The 25,006-nt window shown below is 74.1% G+C and carries 23 protein-coding genes and 2 riboswitches; of the genes, 19 read left to right on the top strand and 4 right to left on the bottom strand.

Annotated features, from left to right (window positions below; genetic code table 11):
- Positions 1–119: 119 nt before the first annotated feature.
- Positions 120–233, top strand: a riboswitch (SAM riboswitch).
- A gap of 104 nt (positions 234–337) precedes the next feature.
- The 6 genes from BXA05_RS01885 to BXA05_RS01860 all read left to right on the top strand — a co-directional run bounded on the left by BXA05_RS01885 (position 338) and on the right by BXA05_RS01860 (position 8,787).
- Entirely contained in the window at positions 338–1,966 is a 1,629-nt protein-coding gene (locus tag BXA05_RS01885) for an ABC transporter substrate-binding protein (protein WP_076403567.1), read from the top strand.
- A gap of 70 nt (positions 1,967–2,036) precedes the next feature.
- Complete coding sequence (locus BXA05_RS01880) at positions 2,037–2,990, top strand: ABC transporter permease (RefSeq protein ID WP_076403565.1); 954 nt, start codon at positions 2,037–2,039, stop codon at positions 2,988–2,990.
- A complete protein-coding gene (locus BXA05_RS01875) occupies positions 2,987–4,033 on the top strand; it encodes an ABC transporter permease (protein ID WP_083711254.1) in 1,047 nt (348 codons plus the stop codon). Before BXA05_RS01880 ends, BXA05_RS01875 begins: the two co-directional genes overlap by 4 nt.
- Positions 4,030–5,847, top strand: coding sequence for a dipeptide ABC transporter ATP-binding protein (locus BXA05_RS01870; protein ID WP_076403563.1), 1,818 nt, complete (start codon positions 4,030–4,032; stop codon positions 5,845–5,847). The genes BXA05_RS01875 and BXA05_RS01870 overlap by 4 nt, the downstream gene beginning before the upstream one ends.
- A complete protein-coding gene (locus tag BXA05_RS01865; RefSeq protein WP_083711252.1) occupies positions 5,844–7,262 on the top strand; it encodes a M20/M25/M40 family metallo-hydrolase in 1,419 nt (472 codons plus the stop codon). Before BXA05_RS01870 ends, BXA05_RS01865 begins: the two co-directional genes overlap by 4 nt.
- Before the next feature lie 28 nt (positions 7,263–7,290).
- Positions 7,291–8,787, top strand: a complete 1,497-nt coding sequence (locus BXA05_RS01860; RefSeq protein ID WP_076403561.1) for an MFS transporter — start codon at positions 7,291–7,293, stop codon at positions 8,785–8,787.
- A 75-nt stretch (positions 8,788–8,862) separates the two neighbouring features.
- Here BXA05_RS01860 and BXA05_RS01855 read toward each other — a convergent pair whose 3' ends face one another.
- Positions 8,863–9,348 carry a Dps family protein gene (locus BXA05_RS01855; protein ID WP_051028364.1) on the bottom strand — a complete coding sequence of 162 codons (486 nt, stop codon included), beginning with the start codon at positions 9,346–9,348 and terminating at the stop codon, positions 8,863–8,865.
- Positions 9,349–9,597: 249 nt separating this feature from the next.
- Between BXA05_RS01855 and BXA05_RS01850 the strand changes: the two genes are divergently transcribed.
- Entirely contained in the window at positions 9,598–10,623 is a 1,026-nt protein-coding gene (locus BXA05_RS01850; protein ID WP_076403559.1) for an aldo/keto reductase, read from the top strand.
- Between the two features lie 112 nt (positions 10,624–10,735).
- Entirely contained in the window at positions 10,736–11,128 is a 393-nt protein-coding gene (locus BXA05_RS01845) for a hypothetical protein (RefSeq protein ID WP_228485210.1), read from the top strand.
- Positions 11,129–11,214: 86 nt separating this feature from the next.
- Here the strand turns inward: BXA05_RS01845 and BXA05_RS01840 are convergent, their stop codons facing one another.
- Both BXA05_RS01840 and BXA05_RS01835 read right to left on the bottom strand, forming a co-directional pair.
- A complete protein-coding gene (locus BXA05_RS01840; RefSeq protein WP_076403557.1) occupies positions 11,215–11,778 on the bottom strand; it encodes a flavin reductase family protein in 564 nt (187 codons plus the stop codon).
- On the bottom strand, positions 11,775–12,374 hold the full coding sequence (locus tag BXA05_RS01835) for an NADPH-dependent FMN reductase (RefSeq protein ID WP_083711407.1): 600 nt from the start codon (positions 12,372–12,374) through the stop codon (positions 11,775–11,777). Before BXA05_RS01835 ends, BXA05_RS01840 begins: the two co-directional genes overlap by 4 nt.
- Before the next feature lie 54 nt (positions 12,375–12,428).
- A riboswitch (SAM riboswitch) is annotated at positions 12,429–12,531 on the bottom strand.
- A 226-nt stretch (positions 12,532–12,757) separates the two neighbouring features.
- Here BXA05_RS01835 and gdhA point away from each other — a divergent pair.
- The gene (gdhA, locus tag BXA05_RS01830; RefSeq protein WP_021482903.1) at positions 12,758–14,095 is read left to right on the top strand and encodes an NADP-specific glutamate dehydrogenase; all 1,338 of its coding nucleotides are present in this window, start codon (positions 12,758–12,760) and stop codon (positions 14,093–14,095) included.
- Between the two features lie 116 nt (positions 14,096–14,211).
- Positions 14,212–14,646, top strand: a complete 435-nt coding sequence (locus BXA05_RS01825) for a VOC family protein (protein WP_076403555.1) — start codon at positions 14,212–14,214, stop codon at positions 14,644–14,646.
- A 62-nt stretch (positions 14,647–14,708) separates the two neighbouring features.
- On the opposite strand, the gene BXA05_RS01820 is transcribed toward BXA05_RS01825, so the two are convergent.
- Positions 14,709–15,140: an organic hydroperoxide resistance protein gene (locus BXA05_RS01820; protein ID WP_076403553.1), complete on the bottom strand. Its 432-nt coding sequence runs from the start codon at positions 15,138–15,140 to the stop codon at positions 14,709–14,711.
- A gap of 107 nt (positions 15,141–15,247) precedes the next feature.
- On the opposite strand from BXA05_RS01820, the gene BXA05_RS01815 reads away from it, so the two are divergent.
- The 9 genes from BXA05_RS01815 to BXA05_RS01775 all read left to right on the top strand — a co-directional run bounded on the left by BXA05_RS01815 (position 15,248) and on the right by BXA05_RS01775 (position 24,951).
- Positions 15,248–15,856: a TetR/AcrR family transcriptional regulator gene (locus BXA05_RS01815; protein WP_083711250.1), complete on the top strand. Its 609-nt coding sequence runs from the start codon at positions 15,248–15,250 to the stop codon at positions 15,854–15,856.
- A gap of 106 nt (positions 15,857–15,962) precedes the next feature.
- A complete protein-coding gene (locus BXA05_RS01810; protein WP_076403551.1) occupies positions 15,963–16,760 on the top strand; it encodes a copper homeostasis protein CutC in 798 nt (265 codons plus the stop codon).
- Between the two features lie 362 nt (positions 16,761–17,122).
- Positions 17,123–18,802 (top strand): ABC transporter substrate-binding protein, encoded by a 1,680-nt coding sequence (locus BXA05_RS01805; protein ID WP_076403549.1) that lies wholly within the window; start codon positions 17,123–17,125, stop codon positions 18,800–18,802.
- A 46-nt stretch (positions 18,803–18,848) separates the two neighbouring features.
- Positions 18,849–19,844: an ABC transporter permease gene (locus BXA05_RS01800; protein WP_061268323.1), complete on the top strand. Its 996-nt coding sequence runs from the start codon at positions 18,849–18,851 to the stop codon at positions 19,842–19,844.
- The gene (locus tag BXA05_RS01795; RefSeq protein WP_076403547.1) at positions 19,837–21,000 is read left to right on the top strand and encodes an ABC transporter permease; all 1,164 of its coding nucleotides are present in this window, start codon (positions 19,837–19,839) and stop codon (positions 20,998–21,000) included. Before BXA05_RS01800 ends, BXA05_RS01795 begins: the two co-directional genes overlap by 8 nt.
- Complete coding sequence (locus BXA05_RS01790) at positions 20,997–21,914, top strand: ABC transporter ATP-binding protein (RefSeq protein WP_082774603.1); 918 nt, start codon at positions 20,997–20,999, stop codon at positions 21,912–21,914. The genes BXA05_RS01795 and BXA05_RS01790 overlap by 4 nt, the downstream gene beginning before the upstream one ends.
- A complete protein-coding gene (locus tag BXA05_RS01785) occupies positions 21,914–22,798 on the top strand; it encodes an ABC transporter ATP-binding protein (RefSeq protein ID WP_061268322.1) in 885 nt (294 codons plus the stop codon). The genes BXA05_RS01790 and BXA05_RS01785 overlap by 1 nt, the downstream gene beginning before the upstream one ends.
- A 188-nt stretch (positions 22,799–22,986) precedes the next feature.
- Complete coding sequence (locus tag BXA05_RS01780; RefSeq protein ID WP_076403545.1) at positions 22,987–24,549, top strand: RNB domain-containing ribonuclease; 1,563 nt, start codon at positions 22,987–22,989, stop codon at positions 24,547–24,549.
- Positions 24,550–24,579: 30 nt separating this feature from the next.
- Complete coding sequence (locus tag BXA05_RS01775; protein WP_076403543.1) at positions 24,580–24,951, top strand: sterol carrier family protein; 372 nt, start codon at positions 24,580–24,582, stop codon at positions 24,949–24,951.
- Positions 24,952–25,006 lie beyond the last annotated feature (55 nt).

Here is a 25,006-nt window from a genome sequence, read left to right as displayed (position 1 = left end):
TGCTCGTGGCGGCCTGCCGGCGGGTCACGACGTCGCGGAGCAGGAAACAACCGTCCGTCTGGCGGGACGGCTGTCTCGATACTTGACTCAACCGGTCGAGATTGTCTTTCCTGCTCCCAGGTGACGAGCGTCAGCACGCAGGCCCGGCTCGCTGACCAGCAACCCTTCGACGTGACGGGGTGCTCCGGGAACGACCTGACCGCGCCGCTCCCGCGGCGCGGTAAGCACGGCACCCCGGTGGGCACCCCCGCCGCGCCGGCCCTGGGCCCGGCGCGGACGACCACCGGCGCCGGACGACCGCCGGTCCTCAGCCGGCACACGAGGAGAGCAGCACGACATGATCCCCACACCTCACCGACGCCGGTCCCTGACCGTCGCCGCGGCGGCCGCCGCGACGGGCCTCCTGCTCAGCGCGTGCGCGGGCGGCGGCTCCGGCGCGTCCGACGGCGACGGGTCGCCCAGCCCGTCCGGCGAGCCCGTGGCGGGCGGCGACCTGACGTTCGCCCTCACGGTCGACTCGCACTGCATCGACCCGCAGCAGGTCGGCAACAACGACGCCATCGCGGCGGCCCGCCAGACGGTCGCGTCGCTCACGGCGCAGGACCCGGAGTCGGGCGAGATCCTGCCGTGGCTCGCGGAGAGCTGGGAGGTGAACGACGACGCGTCGAGCTACACGTTCCACCTGCGCGACGACGCGACGTACGCCGACGGCACGCCGATCGACGCCGAGTCGGTGAAGACGAACTTCGACGCGATCGTCGCGCTCGGCGCGACGGCGTCGCTCGGGTCGCAGTACCTCGTCGGCTACGAGGGCACGACCGTCACCGACCCGCAGACCCTCACGGTGGACTTCGCGGAGCCGAGCGCGCAGTTCCTCCAGGCGACGTCGACGTTCTCGCTCGGCCTCCTCGCCCCGTCCTCGGCCGACCTGAGCGTCGAGGACCGCTGCGCCGGGAAGTTCGTCGGCTCCGGCCCGTTCTCCGTGAAGTCGTACACGCAGGACCAGGAGATCGTGCTCGAGAAGGTCGCGGGCTACGCGTGGGGCTCGGAGGCGAGCGACCACCAGGGCGAGGCCTACCTCGACACGGTGACGTTCAAGGTCATCCCCGAGGCGAGCGTGCGCAGCGGCAGCCTGCAGTCGGGGCAGATCGACGCCACGGCCGCGATCTCGACCGTCGACCTGCCGCAGTTCGACGGGAACGGGTTCTGGCTCGAGTACCGCGCCAACCCGGGCGTCGTGTTCAACCTCTTCCCCAACGAGTCGAGCCCGCTCGCGGGCGACGAGGCCGTGCGGACGGCGATCCTCCAGGGCATCGACCGCGAGCAGATCGCGGACACCGTGCTCAGCGCCCAGGACGAGCCGGCCACGAGCGTCCTGTCGCACTCGACGCCGCTCTACGAGAGCGTCGCGGACGAGCTCGCCTACGACCCCGAGGGCGCGAAGAAGATCCTCGACGACGCGGGCTGGGTCGAGGGCGCCGACGGCGTGCGGGAGAAGGACGGCCAGAAGCTCTCCACGACCGTGACGTTCTGGCAGGTGCCGGAGCCGCTCGAGCTGGTCCAGCAGCAGCTCGCGCAGATCGGCGTGGACCTCCAGCTCCAGCACGTGACCGTCGCCGAGTCGCAGGCGATCAAGGAGAGCGGCGACTTCGACTTCGACTACTACAACCTCACGCGCTCCGACCCGGACGTGCTGCGGACGATCTTCTCGGCGAACGCGCGCAACATCAACCAGCGCGACGCGGAGGAGGTGGACGACCTGCTCGACGCGTCGGCCGCGGCGACCGACCCGGCCGAGCGCCAGAGGCTCGTCACGGAGGCGTCACGCCTCCTGGTCCAGAAGGGGCACGCGATCCCGGTCTACGAGCTCTCGACGACCATCGCGGCCGCCGACACGGTCCACGGCCTGACGTTCGAGGCGTCGTCGCGCCTCGACTTCTACGACGCCTGGGTCACCCAGGGCTGACCCGCCGGGCCCGCCTGCCCGACGCCGCGGCGTCGGGCAGGCGGGCATCCCCCACGGAAGGAGGCCGACCATGGGCCGGTACGTCCTGCGTCGCGCCGGGCAGGGCCTGTTCGTGCTCTGGGCGGCGTTCACCATCTCGTTCTTCGTCCTCTACCTGCTGCCCAGCGACCCGGCCGCGCTCATGGCGAGCGGCGGGGGCGAGGCGGACCAGGTGGACCCCGCGCTGCTCGAGGCCCTGCGCGCCCAGTACGGCCTCGACCGGCCCGTGCTCGTGCAGTACGCGGACGCGCTGTGGCACGCGCTGCGGCTCGACTTCGGGACGTCGTACGCGTCCGGGGCGCCCGCGACGCAGCTCGTGCTCCAGGCGCTCCCGGAGACGCTCCGGCTCACGGCCGCGGCGCTCGTCCTCGCCGTCGTGGCGGGCGCCGGCATCGCGATCGCGATCACGTTCCCGCGCGCGGCCTGGCTGCGCCACGCGCTCGCATCGCTCCCTCCGCTCGGCGTCGCCCTGCCGCCGTTCTGGCTGGGCCTGCTCCTGCTGCAGTGGTTCTCCTTCCAGATCCCGCTGTTCCCCGCGATCGGCAACCAGGGCGCGATCAGCCTCGTGCTCCCGGCGATCACGCTCGCCGTGCCGGCGAGCGCCGCGCTCGCCCAGGTGCTCGCGCGGAGCCTGCGCGGGACGCTCGGCGAGCCGTACGTCGAGACGGCGCGCGCCAAGGGCGCGAGCCGCGCGCGCGTGCACTTCGGCCACGCGCTGCGCAACGCCGCGATCCCCGCGCTGACCGTGCTGGGGGTCGTCGTGGGCGGGCTGCTCGGCGGCACGGTCGTCACCGAGACGGTGTTCTCGCGCGCGGGCCTGGGACGGCTCACGGTCACGTCGGTGGACGCGCAGGACATCCCCGTGGTGCAGGCGGTCGTCGTCCTCTCGGCGCTCGTGTTCGTGGTCGTCACGCTCGTGGTCGACCTGCTCTACCCCCTGCTCGACCCCCGGATCGACGCACGACAGAAGGCGGTGGCCGCATGAGCACCAGGCCGGGAGTGCGCATCGTGCTCCGGGACGAGGCCCGGGTCGCGGACCGTGCCGCGGTGGCGGACGCGCCGCCGGCGGGCGCGCTCGCCCCCGACGCCCCGCCCGCCGACGCGCCCGAGGGGCGCACGCCCGCGGAGATCGAGGTCGAGGACCGCGAGGACGCGCGCGCGATCCTCCGGCACGGCCGCGTGCGGACCCGGGGCACGGCGGGCCGGTGGCGGCGCGGGGCGCGGTACGCCGTCCGGCGTCCCGGGCTGGTCGTCGCCGTGCTCGTCGTCCTGCTCGTCACGGCGTGGGCGGTCGTCCCGCAGGTCTTCACGGCGTACGACCCGCTGACGGGCGTGCCCGCGGACCGGCTGCAGCCGCCGTCGGGCGCGCACCTGTTCGGCACCGACCACCTGGGGCGGGACGTGTACGCGCGCGTCGTCCACGGCGCGTCGGCCTCGCTCGGCGCGACCGTCATCGCGGTCGCGGTCGGGCTCGTCGCCGGGTCGCTGCTCGGCCTGCTCGCGGGGTTCGTGCGCGGGTGGGTGGACGACGTCGTCGGCCGGTTCGTCGACGTGCTGCTCGCGATCCCCAGCATCCTGCTCTCGCTCGCGATCATCACGGCGCTCGGGTTCGGGACGGTCAAGGTCGCGATCGCCGTCGGCATCACGAGCGTCGCGACGTTCGCGCGCGTCATGCGGGCCGAGGTCCTGCGCATCTCGACGTCGGTGTACGTCGAGGCGGCCCGCGCGTCGGGGGTGCGCTGGTACGGCGTGCTGGGGCGCCACGTGCTGCCCAACTCGACGGGACCGGTGCTCGCGCTCGTCGCGCTCGAGCTCGGCACGGCCGTGCTCGCCATCTCGGCCCTGAGCTTCCTCGGCTACGGGACGCCGCCGCCCGCGCCGGAGTGGGGGTCGCTCGTCTCGGGCGGGCGCGACTACCTGGCCACCGCGTGGTGGCTCACGACCATGCCGGGCCTCGTGATCGTCGCCGTCGTGCTGTCGGCGAACCGCATCGCGCGGGCCCTGGAACGGACCGGAGGGGACGCATGACCGCCACGACGCCGACCACGCAGGAGCGTCCCGGCCCGACGTCGGGCGAGGCGCCCGCGCTCGAGATCCGCGGTCTGGAGGTCGCCTACCGCACGCGCGACGGCGGCTCGTACGCCGCCGTGCGCGGCGTCGACCTCACGGTCGGGCCGGGCGAGGTCGTCGCGCTGGTGGGCGAGTCCGGGTCGGGCAAGAGCACGACGGCGCACGCGGCCCTGCACCTGCTCGCGCGCGGGGGCGAGGTGACGGCAGGGACCATCCGCCTCGGCGGCCGCGACGTCGGACGGCTCTCCGAGAAGGAGTGGCAGCAGGTGCGGGGCCGCGACGTCGGGCTCGTGCCGCAGGACCCGACGGTCTCGCTCAACCCCGTCACGCGCGTGGGCGACCAGGTCGCGGAGGTGCTCGTCATCCACGGGCTCGCGCGGCGCAAGGAGGCGCGCGAGCGTGCGGTCGAGCTGCTGCGCCAGGCCGGGATCGACGACCCGGAGGCCCGCGCGCGGCAGTTCCCGTCGCAGCTCTCCGGCGGGATGCGCCAGCGCGTGCTCATCGCGATCGCCGTCGCGGCCCGGCCGCGCCTCGTCGTCGCGGACGAGCCCACGAGCGCGCTCGACGTGACGGTCCAGCGCCGCATCCTCGACCACCTCGACGGACTCGTGCGCGACCTCGGCACCGCCGTCCTGCTCATCACGCACGACCTCGGCGTCGCGGCGGACCGCGCCGACCGGATCGTCGTTCTCGAGCACGGGGTCGTCGTCGAGGAGGGCACCGCCGAGCAGGTGCTGCACGACCCACGCCACCCGTACACCCAGCAGCTCATCGCGGCGGCGCCGAGCCTCGCGAGCTCGCGCCTCGTCGCAGGCGGCACCCCGGAGACGGCGCCGAACGACGGCGTCGTCCCGCGCGCCGACGCGAGCCGCGCCGCGGTCGCGAGCCGCGCCGTCGACCAGGGGATCGCGGTGCCCGACGCCGCCGGCCCGGACACCGCGAGCGCGCCCGTCCTCGCGGTGCGGGACCTGCGCAAGGAGTTCACGCTGCCGCGCGGGTCGTCGCACCGGACGCTCGTCGCGGTGGACGGCGTGAGCCTCGAGGTCGGGCGCGGCGAGACGTACGCGCTCGTGGGGGAGTCGGGGTCGGGCAAGAGCACGACGGCGCGCCTCGCCCTCCGGCTGGAGCGGCCCACCGCGGGCACGGTGGAGTTCGCCGGCGAGGACATCACGACGGCACGCGGCGAGCGGCTGCGGTCGCTGCGCCGCGGCTTCCAGGTGGTCTACCAGTCCCCGTACGCGTCGCTCGACCCGCGGTTCACCGTCGAGCAGATCGTCACCGAGCCGCTCCGGGCGTACCGGGTCGGGTCGCCGTCCGAGCGCGCCGACCGGGCGCGTGCGCTCGTCGAGGACGTCGCGCTCCCGCCCGACGTGCTCCGCCGGGGACCGCGCGAGCTCTCGGGCGGGCAGCGCCAGCGCGTCGCCATCGCGCGGGCGCTCGCCCTGAACCCGGCGCTCGTCGTGCTCGACGAGCCCGTCTCGGCGCTCGACGTGTCCGTGCAGGCGCAGATCCTCGAGCTGCTCGTGCGGCTCCAGGCCGAGCACGGGCTCGCGTACCTGTTCATCTCGCACGACCTCGCCGTCGTGCGGCAGGTGTCCGACCACGTCGGCGTCATGCACCGCGGGCGCGTCGTCGAGCAGGGGGCGGCCGAGCAGATCCTGCTCGACCCGCAGGAGGAGTACACGCGTGAGCTCGTCGCGGCCATCCCCGGCCGCCGCGCGCTCCAGGACGCGCGCCGGGCGTCGTCCACGACAGCAGGGAGCGCACGATGACCGTCGCCGCACGACCCGCAGCGCCCGGCACCCGGCCCGGGACCAGGGCGACGCCCGGGCCGCGCGTGCTCGCGGAGCCCGCCCCCGCGCCGTCGCGCACCGAGCTCGCGGGCCGCACCACCGAGCTGCTCCAGGCGATGATCCGCAACGGGTGCGTCAACGACGGCACCGTCGGCTCGGGGCACGAGGCCCGCAACGCGCGCGCCGTCGCGGACGTGCTCGACGGTCTGGGCCTCGAGGTCGAGTGGGTCGAGCCGCAGCCCGGTCGCACGTCGCTCGTCGCGCGCCTGCGCGGCACCGACCCCGGTGCCCCGTCGCTCGCGCTCGTCGGGCACACCGACGTCGTCCCGGTCGAGCCGGAGGGGTGGACGCGCGACCCGTTCGGCGGCGAGCTCGTCGACGGCTGGGTCTGGGGCCGGGGCGCGATCGACATGCTCGGGCTCACGTCGGCGTTCACGGTCGTCACGCGGGCGATCGCGGAGAGCGGGCATCGGCTGCGCGGCGACCTCGTGCTCGCCGCCGTCGCCGACGAGGAGCACGGCAGCACGTGGGGGGTCGACTGGATCACGCAGCACCGGTACGACCTCGTGGACGTCGACGCGGTCCTCACGGAGTCGGGCGGGGTGCCGCTCGGGCCCCGGGGGAGCCGCACGGTCGCGGTGGGGGAGAAGGGCGGCGCGGGGCGCCGGCTTCGCGTCGTCGGTCGGCCGGGGCACGGGTCGGGGCCGTACGGGTCGCTCAACGCGATCGTGCTCGCGGCCGAGGCCGTGCGGCGGATCACCGCGCACCGCGGCCCCGTCGTCATCGGAGACCTGTGGCGCCGCTACGTCGACGCGCTCGACCTCGCGCCCGACGTGCGGGCCGCGCTGCTCGACCCCGCGCGGATCGACGACGCGCTGCCCGCGCTCGGTGCGCTCGCGTCCGTCGCGCACGCCACGACCCACACGACCGTCGCGCCGACCGTGCTGCACGCCGGGTCGAAGCCCAACGTCATCCCCGGGCTCGCCGAGGTCACGCTCGACATCCGCGTCCTGCCGGGCGCGACGCCCCAGGACGTCGCCGACCTGCTCGACGACGCGCTCGGCGACCTGCGCGAGCACGTGCACGTCGAGGGGGACTGGTTCGGCGAGGCCTCGCAGTCGCCCACCGACGGCGCGGCGTACGCGGCGATCGAGCGGGCCGTGCGCGCGCACGCGGGCGCCGACGTCGTGCCGGTCCTCGGTACGGGCGGCACGGACGGGCGCTTCTTCCGCCGTCGCGGCGTGCCGGCCTACGGGTTCGGGCTGCTCAGCGAGCAGTGGGACCCCGGGGTCTTCCGGTCCCTGTTCCACGGGAACGACGAGCGCGTCGACGTCGAGTCCCTCGGCCTCACGGCCACCGCGCTGCACGACGTCGTCACGAGCTACCTCGGGTGAGCGGTCGTCCCGGCGTCGGCGCCCCGCCGTGGCGGTGACCGCGGGCGGGCGCGCGTCGCGGGCCGTGCTGCGGGTCTGCCTCGCGACCGGGTTCGTCACGCTGCTCGACTCCGCGATCCTCACCGTCGCGGCGCCGGCGCTGCGGGCCGAGCTCGGCGCGACGACCGCCCAGCTCCAGTGGATCCTCGCCGGGTACTCCCTGACCTTCGGGCTCGCGCTCGTCCCGGCCGGCCGCCTCGGCGACCGGCTCGGTCGCGGCGGACCGCTGGCCGTCGGGCTCGGGCTGTTCGCCGTGGGGAGCCTGGTCGGCGCGACGGCCTCCGACGCCGACGTGCTCGTCGCCGCGCGCCTGCTCCAAGGAGCCGGCGCCGGGACCGCGAACCCGCAGGTCATCGGCCTGCTCCAGGACCACTACGCCGGACCGGCTCGCGCGCGTGCGCTCGGCGCCTACGCCTCGACGGGGGCGTTCGCCATGGTCCTGTCCCCGCTCGTCGGTGGCGGCATCCTGTCCGCGCTCGGACCGGCGGCGGGGTGGCGCGCCGCGGTCGGGCTCGCCGCGCCGCTCGGGCTGGCGGTCATGGTGGTCGCCCTGCGAGCGCTGCGGCCGGGGGACGCCGGACCTGGCGTCGCGGGAGAGGGCCGGGCTGGTGCGAGCACGGACGGCGGCCGCGGGGGCCGGTCGCGCGGCAGTCGGGTCGGGGCGGGCTTCGACGTCGTGGGCCTCGTGCTCGTCACCCTCGTGACCCTGGGCCTGCTCGTCCCGTTCGTCGCCGACGGGCCGCGCGCCGTCGTGCTGCCGGTCTCGCTCGGGGTGCTCGTGGCCGCCGTCGGGGGGCTCGTCGTGTGGGAGCCGCGCTACGCGCGGCGTGGCCGGGCGCCGGTGCTCGTCCCGGGGCTCCTGCGTTCCCCCACCTACGTGCTGGGGTGCGTCGTCGCGGCGTTCAGCTTCGGGGCCGCGCTCGGCTACTCGGCGGTCCTCATGCTCTTCCTGCAGGACGGCGCGGGCCTCAGCCCGGTCCAAGCCGGCCTCGTGACGACGCCGGGCGCCGTCGCGTCGGTGGTGGCGGCGAACCTCTCGTGGCGGTCGTTCCGGCGGTTCGGTCGGCGCGGCGTCACCGTCGCCGTCGGGGCGAAGGCCCTCGTCGCCGTGGGCACGGCGCTCGCCGTCGGCGTCGCGCCCACGGCGGCCGTGGTCGCCGCGCTCGTCGTCTCCCAGGTGCTCACGGGTGTCGCCGCGGGGCTGACGATCTCGCCCAACCAGACGCTCACCCTGGAGGGGGCGCCCGGCACCGAGCGCGGCGTCGCGGGGGCGGCGCTCCAGCTCGTGCAGCGCGTCGCGGCCACCGTCTGCATCGCCGCGATGACCGGCGCCTTCGTGGCCCGGACCGACGGCGCGGCCCCGGGTCTCCTCGACGCGCACCGCGACGGCCTCGTCGCCGTCAGCTCCGCCGTCGCGGCCCTCGCCCTCGTCGCCTGGGCGGCATCGTGGCTCGACGAGCGTCTCGCCCGCCCCGCCACCAGATAGAGCCGCAGGCCGTGGGGGAGGACACCCGGTGTCCTCCCCCACGGCCTGCGGCTCGACGGCGCGGTGCCGGACGGGTCAGGCCTCGCGGTTCTCCGAGGAGAGGAACCAGGCCTGCTTCTCCAGGTCGGCGATGATCTCGTGCAGGATGTCGGCGCTCGTCGGGTCCTCGGCGTCGACGTCGTCGTGCACGGCGCGGACGACCTCGACCGTCTGCGCGATGCGTTCGACGACCGCGTCGACCGTGTCGCCGACCGACACGAGGCCGGCCGGGTACGGCGAGAGGTCCGTCGTCGTCGCGACGGTCTCGGTGCGGCCGTCGGGCACGACCTGGAGCGCGCGCATGCGCTCGGCGACGGTGTCGCTGTGCTCGCGCGCGGCGTCCACGACGTCGTCGAGCTGGAGGTGCAGGTCGCGGAACCCGCGGCCCGTGACGTTCCAGTGGGCCTGCTTGCCCTGGACGTGCAGGTCGACGAGCGCGACGAGCACGCGCTGCAGGTGGGCGCGGAGCTTCTCCGACGCCTCGAAGCGGGCCGTCGTGCGGTGGATGGTGGGTGCGGACATGGTGCTCCTCGCTCTCTCGGGGGTCGCCCGGAATCGTGCGGCGGTCACCCGGCTTCCGTCGGTGCCGTTCACTTGAACGATTCCAGACTAGGTGGCATTCCGCGCGCCCGCCAGCAAGGAGAGGCGTGCCTGACCTGCGGCGGGGCTCGTCGCGCGCCGAGCCGCAGCGTGGCGCGTCACGTCCTCTCGCCAGGTGAGAGGACGGCGTCCGGCCTTGCCCCGGGCGGCGCGCGGTGGTCCGCTGGGGCCATGACCGACACCTCCCGGACCCTCGCCTTCGGCACCCTCCCGTCGCGCACGCTCGGCACCGGCGGGGCGGCGCTCGCCGTCTCCGCCGTCGGGTTCGGCGGGATGTCCGTCACCGACGCCTACGGCCCCGCGGACGCCGCGGAGGCCGAGGCCGTGCTGCTCCGCGCGCTCGATCTCGGCGTGACGCTCTTCGACACGGCCGACGTCTACGGCCACGGCCGCAACGAGGAGCTGTTCGGCCGGGTCCTCGGGCCGCACCGGGACGAGATCGTCCTCGCGTCGAAGTTCGGGCTCCCGCCCGCGGGCGGCCACCCCGACGGGCGTCCGGTCGACGGCCGCCCCGAGTACGTCCGTGCCGCAGTCGACGCGAGCCTGCGCCGCCTCGGCACCGACCGCCTCGACCTGTACTACCTGCACCGCGTCGACCCCCAGGTGCCGATCGAGGACACGGTGGGCGCGCTCGCCGAGCTCGTGGAGGCCGGGAAGGTCCGCGGCATCGGTCTCTCGGAGCCGTCCGCCGCGACCGTGCGCCGCGCGCACGCCGTGCACCCCGTGACGGCCGTGCAGAGCGAGTACTCGCTGTGGACGCGCGACCCGGAGGACGAGGTGCTGCCGACGCTGCGCGAGCTCGGGGTCGGCTTCGTGCCCTTCTCGCCGCTCGGCCGGGGCATCCTCACCGGGACCGTGGACGCCACCGACGGCTTCGCGGAGGACGACGTGCGCCGCGCCCACGCCCGGTACGCCGGCGAGGCGTTCGAGCACAACCGCGGCCTCGTGCGCTCCCTGGAGCAGCTCGCCGCGGAGCACGGCGTCACGACGGCACAGCTCGCGCTCGCGTGGCTCCTCGCGCAGGGCGACGACGTCGTCCCGATCCCGGGGACGAAGCGCGTCGCGTACCTGGAGCAGAACGTCGCGGCGGCCGCGGTCGAGCTGACGCCGGACGACGTCGCGACGATCGGCGCGGCGATCCCGCGCGCGGCCGTCCAGGGCGTGCGGCACCCGCAGCCGGACCTCCTCGACGGCTGACCCGCCGCGCGGGCGGCGGCGAGGACAGGGGGCCGCCCACCCTGCCTCGCGGGGCCGGGGAGACCTAGACTGGAGAGGTCCTGTGGGTCTCCCCGCGCAGAGGTCGGCTCCGATGTCGTGGCTGCTCATGATCTGGTGCGCGACGGCGTGCACGGCCGCCGCCGCGTGGTGGGTGCTGCGCCGGGCCGGGCGGCCTCCGAGCCACCGGGCGGGCGCGGGCCGTCGTGCCGCCGCGGCGCCGGACCCGCTGACGACGCTCGCGCTCCAGGTGCGGCTCACCGCGCTCGCCGCGGAGCTCCGGCGCATCGAGGCCGACCCGGACGTCTACGCGCGCGCCCACCACTACCTCGCGGTCCAGGGCGCCTACGACGCGCTGCTGCGCGAGGCCTGTCGGCTCACGGGGCTCCCGGTCGCGGACGCGCCCCTGCGCGCGGGCTTCCGCACCGGCGACGACGAGCGGTTCCGGGAGGAGCTCGAGCTCAGCGCGCGCGGCTGGAGCTGGTGACGGACCACCCGTGAGGGGCGGCACGGGACGGGCGAGGGGCCCGACGGCGGGACCTCCGCCGTCGGGCCCCTCGCCCGTCCGTGCGCTCAGAGCGCGGAGTGGTCGCCGATCCGGTGGTAGGTGCGGTCGTGGTAGACGAGCGGCGACGCCGCCGCCTCCCGCGACGCCCCGGGCGCGGCGCCGACGCTCGACGCGAGCGCGCGCAGCGAGACGAGGTAGGAGTCGCCCACCGGGGTGCGCTGGACGACCCGCCCGCGCACCCACGACAGCGCGCCGTCGATCACGGGCTCGCCCGTCGGCAGGCGCGACCAGCCGCCGTCCGCGAACCGGTCGATGCCGCTCGTCGCGAACCGGGCCGAGACGTCGTCCTGGTGGTCCGCGAGGAAGCTCACGGTCAGCGTGCGCGCCGTCGAGACCGCGGGCCACGACGACGACGTGGACGCGAGCGAGAACGCGAGCAGCGGGGGCGCGGCCGAGACGGAGATGACCGACGTCGCGGTGAAGCCGACGAGGCGGTCGCCGTGCTCGAGCGCGACGACGGCGACGCCCGCGGGGTGGCCGCGGAACACGGCCTTGTACTCGTCGGGGGAGAGCTGGGGCTCGTCCTGCTCGGCCAGGAGGGCCTCCAGGTGGGTGAGCTCGGCGGTCATCGGGCCACCCCCGCGAACGCGTCGGCGACGGCTGCGTCGGTGCGGGCCGACGGGCGGTCCTCCGCCGGGGGGAGCTGCGCCGTGGCGCGGCGCAGGGCGTCGCCCTCGCGCGCGAGCCACGCGTCCACGACCGGTCCCAGGTCCGCGAGCTGCGGCTCGGTGACCGTGAGCGACCGGGTCGGGACGACGGCGCCGAGCTCGACGAGCACGGGTCGCAGGTGCACCTCCCCGACGAGCGCGTGCGCCGGGTTCCCGGACACGACGAGCGGGACCACGACGACGCCCGCGAGCCCGTCGGGGCCGTAGAGGTCGAGGAAGGCCTTCAGCAGCCCGGTGTAGGACGCCTTGTAGACCGGCGTCGCCACGACGGCGACGGTCGCCCGGGCGAGCTGCTCACGGGCGGCGTCGGCCGCCGGGTGGTCGGCGGCGAGCACCTCGCCGGCGAGCGACGCCAGGTCGACCGTGGCGACGTCGTCCGCGCCGAGGAGGTCGGCGACGCGGCGCGCGACCGTCTCGGCGGCGCCGAGCGTGCGCGAGCCGGGCCGCGGGTTGCCCGAGACGGCGAGCACCGTCGGGTGGGTGGGGTGGTGGGTCATGTGCACCTCGCAGTAGTCGTCGATCACGCTTGCCGTGCGGGCCGTCCTCGCCGGTGGCGGGGCAGGCCGGGCCCGGCCTGGTCATCTCCCGGAGCACCCCGCCGTGACAGGGGGTTGCCGGCCAGCGAGCCGGGGCTTGGCGCTGGCGCTCGTGACCTGGGGACGGGTATAGCAACCGCCCCGAGAAACTGCACCAGATCGGTAGGGTTTCTCAGTGGGTGGACGGATGTGTCGTCGTCGGTGACTCCTGTGCCGCCCCGTGCGGTCGCTCGTGCGCTGCGGCCGCCCGTGCCGGTGCGCGCGGAGTGAGACGGTGTGACGGGAGCTTCTGGCACAGGCGTACCGTCAGCAGGAGTTCCGCCCGCGTCAGACGAGGAGTACCCATGGACAGCCGACTGCAGTCCGTCTACGACGAGGTCCTGCGTCGCAACCCCGGCGAGGCCGAGTTCCACCAGGCCGTGCGCGAGGTCTTCGACTCGCTCGGCCCCGTGCTGCGCAAGCACCCGCGCTACGTCGAGGCCGCCGTCCTCGAGCGCGTGTGCGAGCCGGAGCGCCAGATCATCTTCCGGGTCCCGTGGGTGGACGACACCGGGCGCGTGCAGATCAACCGCGGCTTCCGCGTCGAGTTCAACTCCGCGCTCGGCCCGTACAAGGGCGGCCTGCGGTTCCACCCGTCGGTCTACCTGGGCATCGTGAAGTTCCTCGGCTTCGAGCAGATCTTCAAGAACTCGCTCACGGGCATGCCCATCGGCGGCGGCAAGGGCGGCTCCGACTTCGACCCGCGCGGGCGGTCCGACGGCGAGGTCATGCGGTTCTGCCAGTCGTTCATGACGGAGCTCTACCGGCACATCGGCGAGAACACGGACGTCCCCGCGGGCGACATCGGCGTGGGCGGCCGCGAGATCGGCTACCTCTTCGGGCAGTACAAGCGCATCACCAACCGGTACGAGTCCGGCGTCCTCACGGGCAAGGGCATCTCGTGGGGCGGCTCGCTCGTCCGCACGGAGGCCACGGGCTACGGCACGGTCCTCTTCGCGCAGAACATGCTGGAGACGCGCGGGCAGGAGCTCGACGGGCGCCGCGTCGTCGTCTCGGGCTCGGGCAACGTCGCGATCTACGCGACGGCCAAGGCGCAGCAGCTCGGCGCGAACGTGGTCGCGTTCTCCGACTCGTCGGGGTACGTCGTCGACGAGGCCGGGGTCGACCTCGAGCTCCTGCGCCAGATCAAGGAGGTCGAGCGCGGGCGCGTCGCCGACTACGCCGCGCGCCGCCCCGGGGCCCGCGTCGTCACCGACGGGTCCATCTGGGACGTGCCGTGCGACGTCGCGCTCCCGTGCGCGACGCAGAACGAGCTCGACGAGGCGGCGGCCAAGCAGCTCGTCGCGAACGGCGTCGTCGCGGTCGCGGAGGGCGCCAACATGCCCACGACGCCGAGCGCCGTCGCGCTGCTCCAGGAGGCGGGCGTCCTCTTCGCGCCGGGCAAGGCAGCCAACGCGGGCGGCGTCGCGACGTCGGCCCTCGAGATGCAGCAGAACGCGTCGCGCGACGCGTGGTCCTTCGAGTACACGGAGGACCGCCTCGCGCAGATCATGGCGGGCATCCACGACCGCTGCGTCGAGACGGCCGACGAGTACGGCACGCCCGGCAACTACGTGCTCGGCGCCAACATCGCGGGCTTCACCAAGGTCGCCGACGCGATCCTCGCGCTCGGCGTCATCTGACCCGAGCCGCACGACGACGGCCGTCGGTGCCCCGCGCGGAGCGGTGGCATCGGCGGCCGTCGTGCGCCCGTGAAAAGCCCTCCGGCCGAGAAGGGTCGGGCGCCTAGGGTGGCCGGATGGCGACGGTCAGGCAGGTCCAGGTCACGTTCGACTGCGCGCAGCCACGGCGCGTCGCCCGGTTCTGGTGCGAGGTGCTGGGCTACGTCCCGGCGCCGCCCCCGGAGGGCTTCAGCACCTGGGACGACGCCGAGGCCTCCCTCCCGGCCACAGAGCGGGACGCGTGGTCCGCGTGCAGCGACCCCACCGGGGCCGGTCCGCGCCTGTACTTCCAGCGTGTCCCCGAGGGCAAGGTCGTCAAGAACCGCGTGCACCTCGACGTGCGTGCCGGCACCGGGCTCGTGGGTGCCGAGCGTCTCGCCGCGCTCGAGGCCGAGCGCGACCGGCTCGTCGCGCTCGGCGCGACGTGCGTGCGCGTGATGGTCGCCGACGAGGAGAACGAGTCCTGCATCGTCATGCAGGACGTCGAGGGCAACGAGTTCTGCCTGGACTGACCGCCGGGCCGACCCGCGGACCGCTCCGCCAGCCGGCCCCGGCGGTCGTGCCGAGGGGTGCCCTACGCGACCGTCGTGCGGACGGTGACCGGGATGTTGCCCCGGGTCGCGAGCGAGTACGGGCAGACGGCGTGCGCGGCCTCCGCGAGCTCCTCGGCGACGTCCTGGGTGACGCCGCCCCCGAGCTCGACGTGCAGCGTCGCGCCGAGCGAGAAGCCGCCGTCGCCGGTCGGGACGAGGTCGACCTCGGCGACGACGGCCGAGTCGGCCACGGGGACCTTGCGCTGCGCCGCGACCATCTTCAGCGCCGAGTGGAAGCATGACGACCACCCGGCTGCGAACAGCTGCTCCGGGTTCGTCCCGCCACCGGGGCCGCCCATCTGGCGCGGGACGGCGAGCGTGACGTCGAGCTGGCCGTCGTCGGACACGGCGCGGCCTCCGGCGCGACCGTCGCCGGTCGCGGTGGCCACGGCGGTGTAGAGGGTGTCAGCCATGAGGTGCCTCTCGAGAGTCGGGATCGAAGTAGAGTTACTAGTACGTCTACATCGGAGAACCTAGACTGGCGGCCGACCGCGCGCAAGGGCGGAGACAAGGAGGGGGCATGGTCGACGACTCGCCGACGCCCGGGGCGACGGGCCGCGGCACCGCGGCCGACACGCGCCGCCGCATCCTCGAGGCAGCCTCGGCGCTCTTCTACGCCCAGGGCATCCGAGCGACGAGCGCCGACCGCGTCATCGAGCAGGTCGGCATCACCAAGGTGACGTTCTACCGCCACTTCCGCACAAAGTCCGACCTCGTCGTCGCCTACCTCGAGGCGCAGGCCACACGCGACCGTGCCGTCGTCGACGAGTCGCTCCGCGACGCCGAGCCGCTCGACGCCCTGAGCGCCCTCGCGGGCGCCATCGGCGCCGTGAGCTGCGTGCCGGGCTTCCGCGGCTGCCCGTTCATCAACGCCGCGGCGGAGACACCCGACCCGCAGGACCCGGTGCGCGTCGTCGTGGACCGCCACCGGCGCTGGACGCGGGACGTGTTCGCCCGCCTCGCCGCCGCGGTCGGCGTCACGGACGCCGACGCGACCGCGGCGCAGCTCATGATGCTGCGCGACGGCGCCATGGTCGCGGGCTACCTCGGCGACCCCGACGAGGTGGCCGCGACCCTGCGGTCCGCGTGCCTCGCCGCCGTCGCCACGGGACGGCCGACGCCGGCCTGAGCTCCCGCGCCCGGCCCGCGCCCGGAGTCGTCTACCCTGGCCGACGGCCGCCGTCGTGCGGGTCGCGCGACGCGACGGCCGCCGGACCGGACGACGGGAGAGCGCCATGACGACCACCCACCCCGAGGGGGGCGCGGCGCCCGCGGCCCGCGACGTGGCCCTCGAGCTCGCGGTCCAGGACCCCGACGGCGTCCGCGTGGCCGCGGCCGTGCGTGCGCACCGGGTCGAGCTGTGCGTCGGGCTCGGCGCGACGGGCGGGCTCACGCCCAGCGCCGGGCTCGTCGAGGCCGCGGTCGCCGCCGCAGCGGAGGCCGACGGTCCGGGGCCGCGCGTCGAGGTGCACGTGCTCGTGCGCCCGCGCCCGGGCGGCTTCGTCCTCACGCCCACCGACCTCGACGTCCAGGTGCGCGACGTCCGGGCCGCGGTGGCGGCCGGGGCGCGCGGCGTCGTCGTGGGTGCGCTCACCCCGGACGGCCTGGTCGACATCGGCGCCGTCCGCGCCCTCGTGGACTCCGCCGACGGGCGCGAGGTCACGTTCCACCGCGCCGTCGACGTCGTCGCCGACCCGCTCGCCGCGCTCGACGCGCTCTCCGGGGCCGGGGTCGTGCGCGTGCTCACGTCGGGCGGTGCGTCGCGCAGCATCGACGGCACCGACCGGCTGCGCGCCATGGCGGCGCACGCGCGCGACGCGCTCGGCGGGCGTGTGCAGGTCATGGCCGGCGGGGGAGTGCGGCCGCAGGACGTCGGGGCCCTGGTGGCCGCGGGCGTCGACGCCGTGCACCTCTCGGCCAAGCGCGTCGTCGCGGACGACGCCGGGCCGGGGGGCGGCGGCGACGCCGGCTACGAGGTCACCGACCCCGAGGTCGCGCGGGCCGCGCGTGCCGCGCTGGACGCCGCTCGCTGACCCCGCTCCCGGCTCGCCGCCGGCGCTGCCGCCGTCCCGCCGCCGACCCCGTCCCCGACCGCTCCCGCCAGCGCGGCCTGCTGCGCCCGTGCGACGCGCTGCGCCCCGCACGACCCGCTGCGCCGGGACCGGCCACGGGCCGCCCCACCCCCTCCTGACCGTCCTCGGCACCTCGGCCGGACCCCGTTCCACGGGGTCCGGCCGAGCCCGTCGCGCGCGATCCTGGTATCGATGTCTCAGTTAGGTAACTTTCCTGTCGTATTCGTAGGAGGGCCGGTGGCTATTAGTTAGTGTTCCTGCCACACGCCTGCGGGCGCCGAAGTACGACGTGAGGACGCGTCGTCCATGCGAAAGGACCGAAGATGATTCGAAGCACGGCGCGCAAGCGTCTGCTCACGGCCGCGGCACTCGTGACGGGCGTCTCGCTGCTCGCGAGCGCCTGCACCGGCGGGGGCGATGGCGAGGGTGAGGGCAACGGCGGTGAGGCCCGTGTCCTCAACGTCTGGGCCGGCACCCAGACGCCCATGGTCGCGAACTTCAACCCGTACGCGCCCAACCCGCTGCACGTGACGAACGGTGGCATCTACGAGCCGCTGTTCTTCTACAACCGCGCCGAGGCCGGCGACCCGACGCCCCGCCTGGGCGAGTCCTACGAGTGGAGCGAGGACGGCACCGAGCTGACCGTCAAGATCCGCGAGGGCGTGAAGTGGTCCGACGGCGAGGACTTCACGGTCGAGGACGTCATCTTCTCGTACACCAACGACGCGGCGAAGCGCGACTACCTGAACACGATCGAGAAGGTCGACGAGTCGACCGTCAAGTTCACGTTCAACGGCGCGCAGTTCACGAGCGCCGTGCAGATCCTCGGCACCACGCTCATGGTCCCCGAGCACCTCTTCAAGGAGGTGTCGGACCTCATCACGTTCACGAACGACGAGCCGGTGGGCACCGGGCCGTTCACGCTCGACACCATCACGAACGCGACCTACACCGTCGTCCCGAACGAGGACTACTGGGGCGGCGAGCCGAGCCTCGGGAAGGTCCGCTTCCTCGCGCTCGACAAGAACCAGAGCGCCCAGGACCTCCTCGCCACCGGCAAGATCGACTGGACCACGATGTTCATCGCGGACCCGGAGACGGTCACCGGCGGCGGCCAGGTCTCGCTGCTCAACACCCCGCAGGACCCGACCACGATCATGTCGTGCTCGAACGCGGCGCTCGGCTGCGCGGGCCCGCAGACGGACCTCGCCGTCCGCCAGGCGGTCAACCTGCTCGTCGACCGCGGCGAGATCAACGAGAAGGCGTTCTCGGGCCACGCGGCCGTCGCGTCGCCGTCGCTCGCGCTCGTCGGTCGTGACGACCGCTGGATCTCCTCCGAGATCGAGAAGGAGAGCCCGCAGGAGGGCGACCCGGCCGAGGCGGCCAAGGTCCTCGAGGCGGCGGGCTACACCAAGGGTGCTGACGGCATCTTCGAGAAGGACGGCCAGAAGCTCTCGGTCGACCTCATCTCGGTCGACGGCTGGAGCGACCACAACGCGGCGGGTGACCTCATCGCGCAGCAGGCGCTCGAGGCGGGCGTGCAGATCAACCACGTGAAGATCACGCAGCAGGAGATGTCCGACGCCCGGACCAGCGGCAACTACCAGATGATGATCAGTGGCATCACGGGCACGTCGCTCGACGACCCGTTCGCCATCTACCGCCAGTGGCTCACGACCGAGTACACGACGCCGGTGGGCGAGACCATCGAGGCCGGCCGCTTCAACTTCCCGCGCTACTCGAACCCGCTCGTCGACGAGGCCGTGGCCACCGCCGCCGGCACCAACGACGAGGACACGAAGAAGGCCGCGTACGCCACGGTGCAGAAGGAGATCGCCCGCGACCTCCCCTACATCGCCCTCGTCGTGAACCCGACCATGTCGTTCGTCAACACGAAGGACTACACCGGCTGGCCGTCGGAGGACGACATGTACGCCTTCCCGCCGTCGTGGGCCACGATCAGCAACGGCGTGATCCTCTCCCAGCTCAAGCCCGCGAGCTGATGTCGCACTGCCGAAGAGGAGCTCGGGTGAACGAGGAGTCGGTTCAATGAGGTACTACGCACGGCGGATCGCGTTCTACGTGGTCACCTTCTGGGCCGCCGTCTCGCTCAACTTCCTTCTCCCGCGGGCCATCCCCGGTGATCCCAAGCAGATCTACCTCGACACCCTGCTCCGGAAGAACGGTGAGCTGACTCCGGGCCTCATCCAGAGTGTCGACATCCTCTTCGGCAGTGACGACGCCTCGCTGTGGGAGCAGTACCTCACGTACTGGAAGAACATCTTCACAGGTGATCTCGGTACGTCGGTCCTGTACTTCCCGGCACCCGTCAGCCAGCTGCTCGGCGAGGCCCTCCCCTGGACGGTGGGCCTCGTCGGGCTGGCGACGATCATCGCGTTCCTCCTCGGCGTCGGCCTCGGCGCATGGGTCGGGTGGAAGCGCGGTACGTGGGTCGACCACATCATCCCCGCGTCGACCTTCCTCCAGGCGGTGCCGTACTTCTGGCTCGCCCTGGTCCTCATCTCGATCTTCTCGGTGTCGCTCGGCTGGTTCCCCATCGTGGGCGCGTACGACATCTTCGAGTTCGACAGCGGTCCCGAGTGGTCGTGGGACTTCGTGGGCAGCGTGATCTACCACGGCACCCTCCCGGCCGTGACGATCATCCTGTCGGCGATGGGCGGCTGGCTCCTCGGGATGCGCAACATGATGGTCTCGACGATCGCCGAGGACTACGTCACGACGGCCGAGGCCAAGGGCCTGCGCCCCTTCCGGGTCGCGCTGACGTACGCGACGCGGAACGCGGTCCTGCCGTCGGTCACGGGCTTCGGCATCGCGCTCGGCTTCGTCGTCGCCGGGTCGGTGGTCATGGAGCAGGCCTTCAGCTACCCCGGCATCGGCAAGCTGCTCTTCACCGCGGTCCAGGCGAAGGACTACGCGCTCATGCAGGGCGCCTTCCTCGTGATCACCGTCGTGGTGCTCGCGGCGAACTTCCTCATGGACCTGATCAACGGCATCATCGACCCGAGGACGCGGAACAATGGCTGACCCCACCCGTGACGCCGAGACCGTGACTCCCGCGGCCGACGCCGCTCCTGCCGCCTCCGTGGTGGTGGACGGCCTGCCGCCCGAGAACCGGACCGCCGGCATCGTGCCGGACGTGCCCATCGCCCCGCCCGAGGCCGTCGTCGCGGGCGAGCCCGTCCCACAGAGCACCGCGCCGAAGCGCGGCATCCGGGCGATGCTCCCGCGCCGTTCGGGCAAGCTCGTCGTCGGCCTCGTGCTGACGCTCGGGATCGTGCTCTTCTCCGTCGTGGCGCCGCTGTTCAGCCAGAGCCCGCGGGCGACGTCGAACCCGGCGTACCTGCCGCCGAGCACCGAGCACCTGCTCGGCACGAACAACATCGGCGTCGACATCTTCGCCCAGGTCGCGCACGGCGGCCTCGGCTCCCTCACGGTGGGACTGCTCGCGGGCGTGATCGCGATGGTCCTCTCGCTCCTGTTCGGCATCATCGCCGGCTACGTCGGGGGCTGGACCAACGAGATCCTGTCCTTCGTCACGAACATCATGCTCGTGATCCCCGGGCTCCCCCTGATCATCGTGATCTCCGCCTACCTCGAGTCCCGCTCGCTCTTCCTCGTCGCCCTGATCCTCGGCATCACCGGGTGGGCGGGGGCGGCGATCGTGCTACGGGCACAGGCCCGGTCCCTGCGCAGCCGCGACTACGTCTACGCGGCCAAGGTCGCGGGCGAGAAGGCGCCGCGCATCGTCCTCGTCGAGATCCTGCCGAACCTCCTGCCGCTGCTCACCGCGAACTTCCTGGGCGCCGTGCTCCTCGCGATCCTCAGCGAGGCCGGCCTCTCGTACCTCGGCCTCGGGCCGTCCGGGTCGGTGACGTGGGGCACCATCCTCAACGAGGCCAGCACGCAGAACGCGATGGCGTACGGGCGCTGGTGGTGGTTCGTCCCGCCGGGCCTCCTCATCGCGCTGTTCGGCTGCGGGCTCGCCCTCATCAACTTCAGCATCGACGAGATCATCAACCCCAAGCTGCGGACGGCCCCTGCCGCGGTCAAGAACGTCCGCCTCGCGCGCAAGCAGCGTGCGAAGCTCCAGGCGGCGACCGCGCCGAGCACCGCCAAGGCCGGCACGGCGGGCACCGCGGCCGACACCCCCGCCCGCGACGACGAGAAGGTCCAGTCATGAGCGCACCGACCCTCACCGCGAAGCCTGCGGGCGACTTCGGGGCCCCGCCCGGTGCGGTCCCCGTGCTCACGGCGCGGAACGTCTCGATCGAGTACCAGGTGAACCCGGTCGTGCAGGCCGTGAAGGACGTGTCCCTGACCCTGCACCGAGGCGAGATCCTCGGCCTCGCGGGCGAGTCCGGCTGCGGCAAGACGACCCTCGCGTACGGGCTCAACCAGCTCCTCAAGCCGCCGGCGCTGCGCACGAGCGGGGAGATCGTCCTCCACGACAAGGACGGCGACGACATCGACGTCGCCGCCCTGTCCGGGGACTCGCTGCGGGCGTTCCGCTGGGACAAGGTCTCGATGGTCTTCCAGGGGGCGATGAACTCCCTCAATCCCGTGATCAGCATCAAGGCCCAGCTGTTCGACGTCTTCGCGACGCACCGCCCGGGGATGTCCGCGAAGGCCAAGCTCGAGCGCAGCCGTGAGCTGCTGGAGCTCGTCGGGGTCGACCCGAACCGGCTCGACAGCTACGCGCACGAGCTCTCCGGCGGCATGCGCCAGCGCGTCATGATCGCGATGGCCCTCGCGCTCCAGCCGCAGGTCATGATCATGGACGAGCCGACGACGGCGCTCGACGTCGTCGTCCAGCGCGGCATCCTGCGCGAGATCATGCGGCTCCGCGAGCAGTTCGACTTCGCCGTCGTCTTCATCACGCACGACCTGCCGCTGCTGCTGGAGATCAGCGACCGGATCGCGGTCATGCTCCGCGGCGAGATCGTCGAGCTCAACACGGCCGAGGAGATCTACAACGCGCCCGCGCACGAGTACACGCGCCGCCTGCTCGGGTCGTTCCCGAGCCTGACGGGCGACCGTGGCGGGTTCGTCCGGTCCGGCGAGGACACCGCCGACAGCACGGGAGGGGTGGCCTGATGGGCACGCTCGAGATCCGGAACCTCACCAAGGACTTCGTCATCCGCAACGGGTGGAAGCGGTCGCGGCTGCGTGCGGTGAACGACGTGTCGTTCACGCTCGAGCCGGGCAAGACGATCGCCATCGTCGGTGAGTCGGGTTCCGGGAAGTCGACCGTCGCGCGGATGATCGCGAAGCTCGAGACGCCGACGTCCGGCGACATCCTGCTCGACGGCGTCCCGTCCGCCCGGCGTGGCCGTGGCCTGGCCGAGTACCGGCACGACGTCCAGATGGTGTTCCAGGACCCGTTCGCGTCGCTCAACCCGTTCCACTCGATCCGTCACCACCTGGAGCGGCCGCTGCGGATCCACGGGCGCGCGAAGACGGCCGCCGAGCTCGACGCGGCCGTCGACGAGCTCCTCACGCGCGTGAACCTCACGCCCCCGGGGACGTTCGCGGAGAAGCGTCCGCACGAGATGTCCGGAGGTCAGCGGCAGCGCGTCGCGATCGCCCGCGCGCTCGCCCCCGGCTCCCGGTTCCTCGTCGCGGACGAGCCCGTGTCGATGCTCGACGTGTCGATCCGGCTCGGGGTGCTCAACCTGCTGGCGCGCCTGCAGCGCGAGGAGAACCTCGGCGTCCTCTACATCACGCACGACCTCGCGACGGCGCGGCACTTCAGCGACGAGATCCTCGTGATGTTCCGCGGGAACGTCGTCGAGCGCGGGCCGTCGGACCAGGTCATCCTCGACCCGCAGCACGAGTACACGAAGCTGCTCCTCGGGGCGGCGCCGGAGCCGCAGAACCACGGCCGCCTCCGCGAGGAGGTGCGCCGCGAGCTCGCCGCGGCCGCGGCGGGCGAGGGCGACGCCGTCGCCCGCGACCGCTTCGGCACGCGCGGCATGTGAGACGGGCGTCGCCCGTCCCCTCTTCGTCCGGGCAGCGGGGGTTGCCCGGCGGCACGCGTCGGTGGTGACGCGTGCGCGTCGCGCGGGCCAGGTCAGTCGGACGCCCTGGCCCGCGCGCTCGCCCCGTCCGTCGTCGTTCGTCCTGCCACGCAGGACGTCCCCGGCGACGGGTGGGTAGGGTCGGGCTCGTGCCCGCCCGTCACCTGCGCCTCGCGCGACCCGAGCCCTCCGCCCCGAGCAGCACCGCCCGGGTCACCGACGCGCTCGCGGCGCTGCGCCGCGAGATGGAGGTGCCGGAGAGCTTCCCGGACGGGGTGCTCGCCGAGGCCGAGGAGGTCGTGCGCGAGGACCGCCCGGTGCCCGGTCCGGGGCGCGTCGACCTGCGCGACGTCCCGTTCCTCACGATCGACCCGCCGGGCTCGATGGACCTCGACCAGGCGCTGCACCTGGAGCGTGCCGGGGGAGCGCCGGACGACCCGGCGGGCGCCGCGTTCGTGGTGCACTACGCGATCGCCGACGTCGGCGCGTTCGTCGTGCCGGGCGGCGCGATCGACGCCGAGGTCCACGAGCGCGGCACGACCCTCTACGCACCCGACGGCCGCACCCCGCTGCACCCGGCCGTGCTGTCCGAGGGCGCGGCGAGCCTCCTGCCGGGCGAGGACCGCCCGGCCGCGGCCTGGCGCGTCGTGCTCGACGCCCGCGGCGAGATCCTCGACGCGAGGGTGCGGCGCGCCGTCGTGCGCTCGACGCAGCGCCTCACCTACGACGAGGCGCAGGCCCGGATCGACGCTCGTCCCGCCGGGGACGACACCGGCGACCCCCTCCTGCTGCTCCGCGAGGTGGGCGAGCTGCGGCTCGCGCGCGAGCGCGAGCGCGGCGGTGTGTCGCTCGAGGTCCCGGAGCAGGAGATCGTCACGCGCGACGACGGCTCGTTCGGCCTCGAGTTCCGCTCGACCCTCCCGGCGGAGGCCTGGAACGCGCAGGTGTCGCTGCTCACGGGCATCGCGGCGGCGCGGATCATGCGCGCGGGGGGCGTCGGCGTCTTCCGCGCGCTGCCGGACGCGGACCCGCGCGACCTCGCGCGCCTGCGCCGCACGGCCCGGGCGCTCGGCATCGGCTGGCCGCGCGAGACGCCGTACGCCGAGCTCGTCCCGACGCTCGACTCGCGCGTCCCGCGCCATGCCGCGTTCCTCAACGAGGCGACGTCGCTGTTCCGGGGCGCGTCGTACGAGGCGTTCGGCGGCACGGGCCAGGAGCCCGGCGTGCCCGACGACGCGGCGCACGCCGCGATCGGTGCGGAGTACGCGCACGTCACCGCGCCCCTGCGCCGGCTCGTGGACCGCTACGGCACCGAGGTGTGCCTCGCGCTGTGCGCGGGGGAGGACGTGCCGCGGTGGGTGCTCGACGCCCTGCCCGGCCTGCCGCGCACGATGGCCCGCACGGGCCAGCGCGCGAGCGCGTACGAGCGCGCGATCGTCGACGTCGTCGAGGCCGCGCTGCTCACCGGTCGCGAGGGCGAGGAGTTCGACGGCGTCGTGGTCGACGTCGAGGACGACCGCGAGCGCGCCCGCCGCCTTGAGCGCGAGGACGCCGACGAGGCGGGCGGGGCACGGCGCGGCCAGGTGGTCCTCGCCGACCCGGCGGTGCGCGCTCCCGTCGAGGGGACGGACCTCCCGCTCGGCGACCCGGTGCGCGCCACGCTGCGCGAGGCGTCGGTGCCCGGGCGCCGCGTCCGGTTCACCGTCGGCTGACGCCGGGCCGCGCGGCCTAGGCTGGTCCTCGTGCTTGCCCGACGCCGTACCGACCCCGCCGCCGGCCGCCTCGCCCTGGCGACGTGGCGCGACGACCCCACCGACCGCCGTGCCGTGACGACGGCCGTGCGGTTCACGCTCGAGGAGCTCGCCGACGTCGCGCCCGGGCACACGGTCGAGGTGCGCGTACCGCCCGCGGGGGCCGTCCAGGCGGTCGAGGGCCCGCGGCACACGCGCGGGACGCCGCCGAACGTCGTCGAGACGGACCCGCAGACGTGGCTGGGCCTCGTGACGGGGGCCGTCGCCTGGGCCGACGCCGTCGCGGACGGGCGCGTCCGTGCGTCGGGCGAGCGCTCCGACATCTCCTTCCTGCTCCCGCTCCAGGCGGCCCGTCCGCGCTGACCACTCAGGCGGGGGCCTCGGCATCCGCTCGCGGGCGGCGAGCGTGTTACCGGTG

The sequence above is a fragment of the Cellulosimicrobium funkei genome, assembly GCF_900155925.1.
GTDB lineage: Bacteria > Actinomycetota > Actinomycetes > Actinomycetales > Cellulomonadaceae > Cellulosimicrobium > Cellulosimicrobium funkei.
Note: the sequence above shows the minus strand (reverse complement) of the source record. Positions and strands in the feature narration are given on the sequence as shown.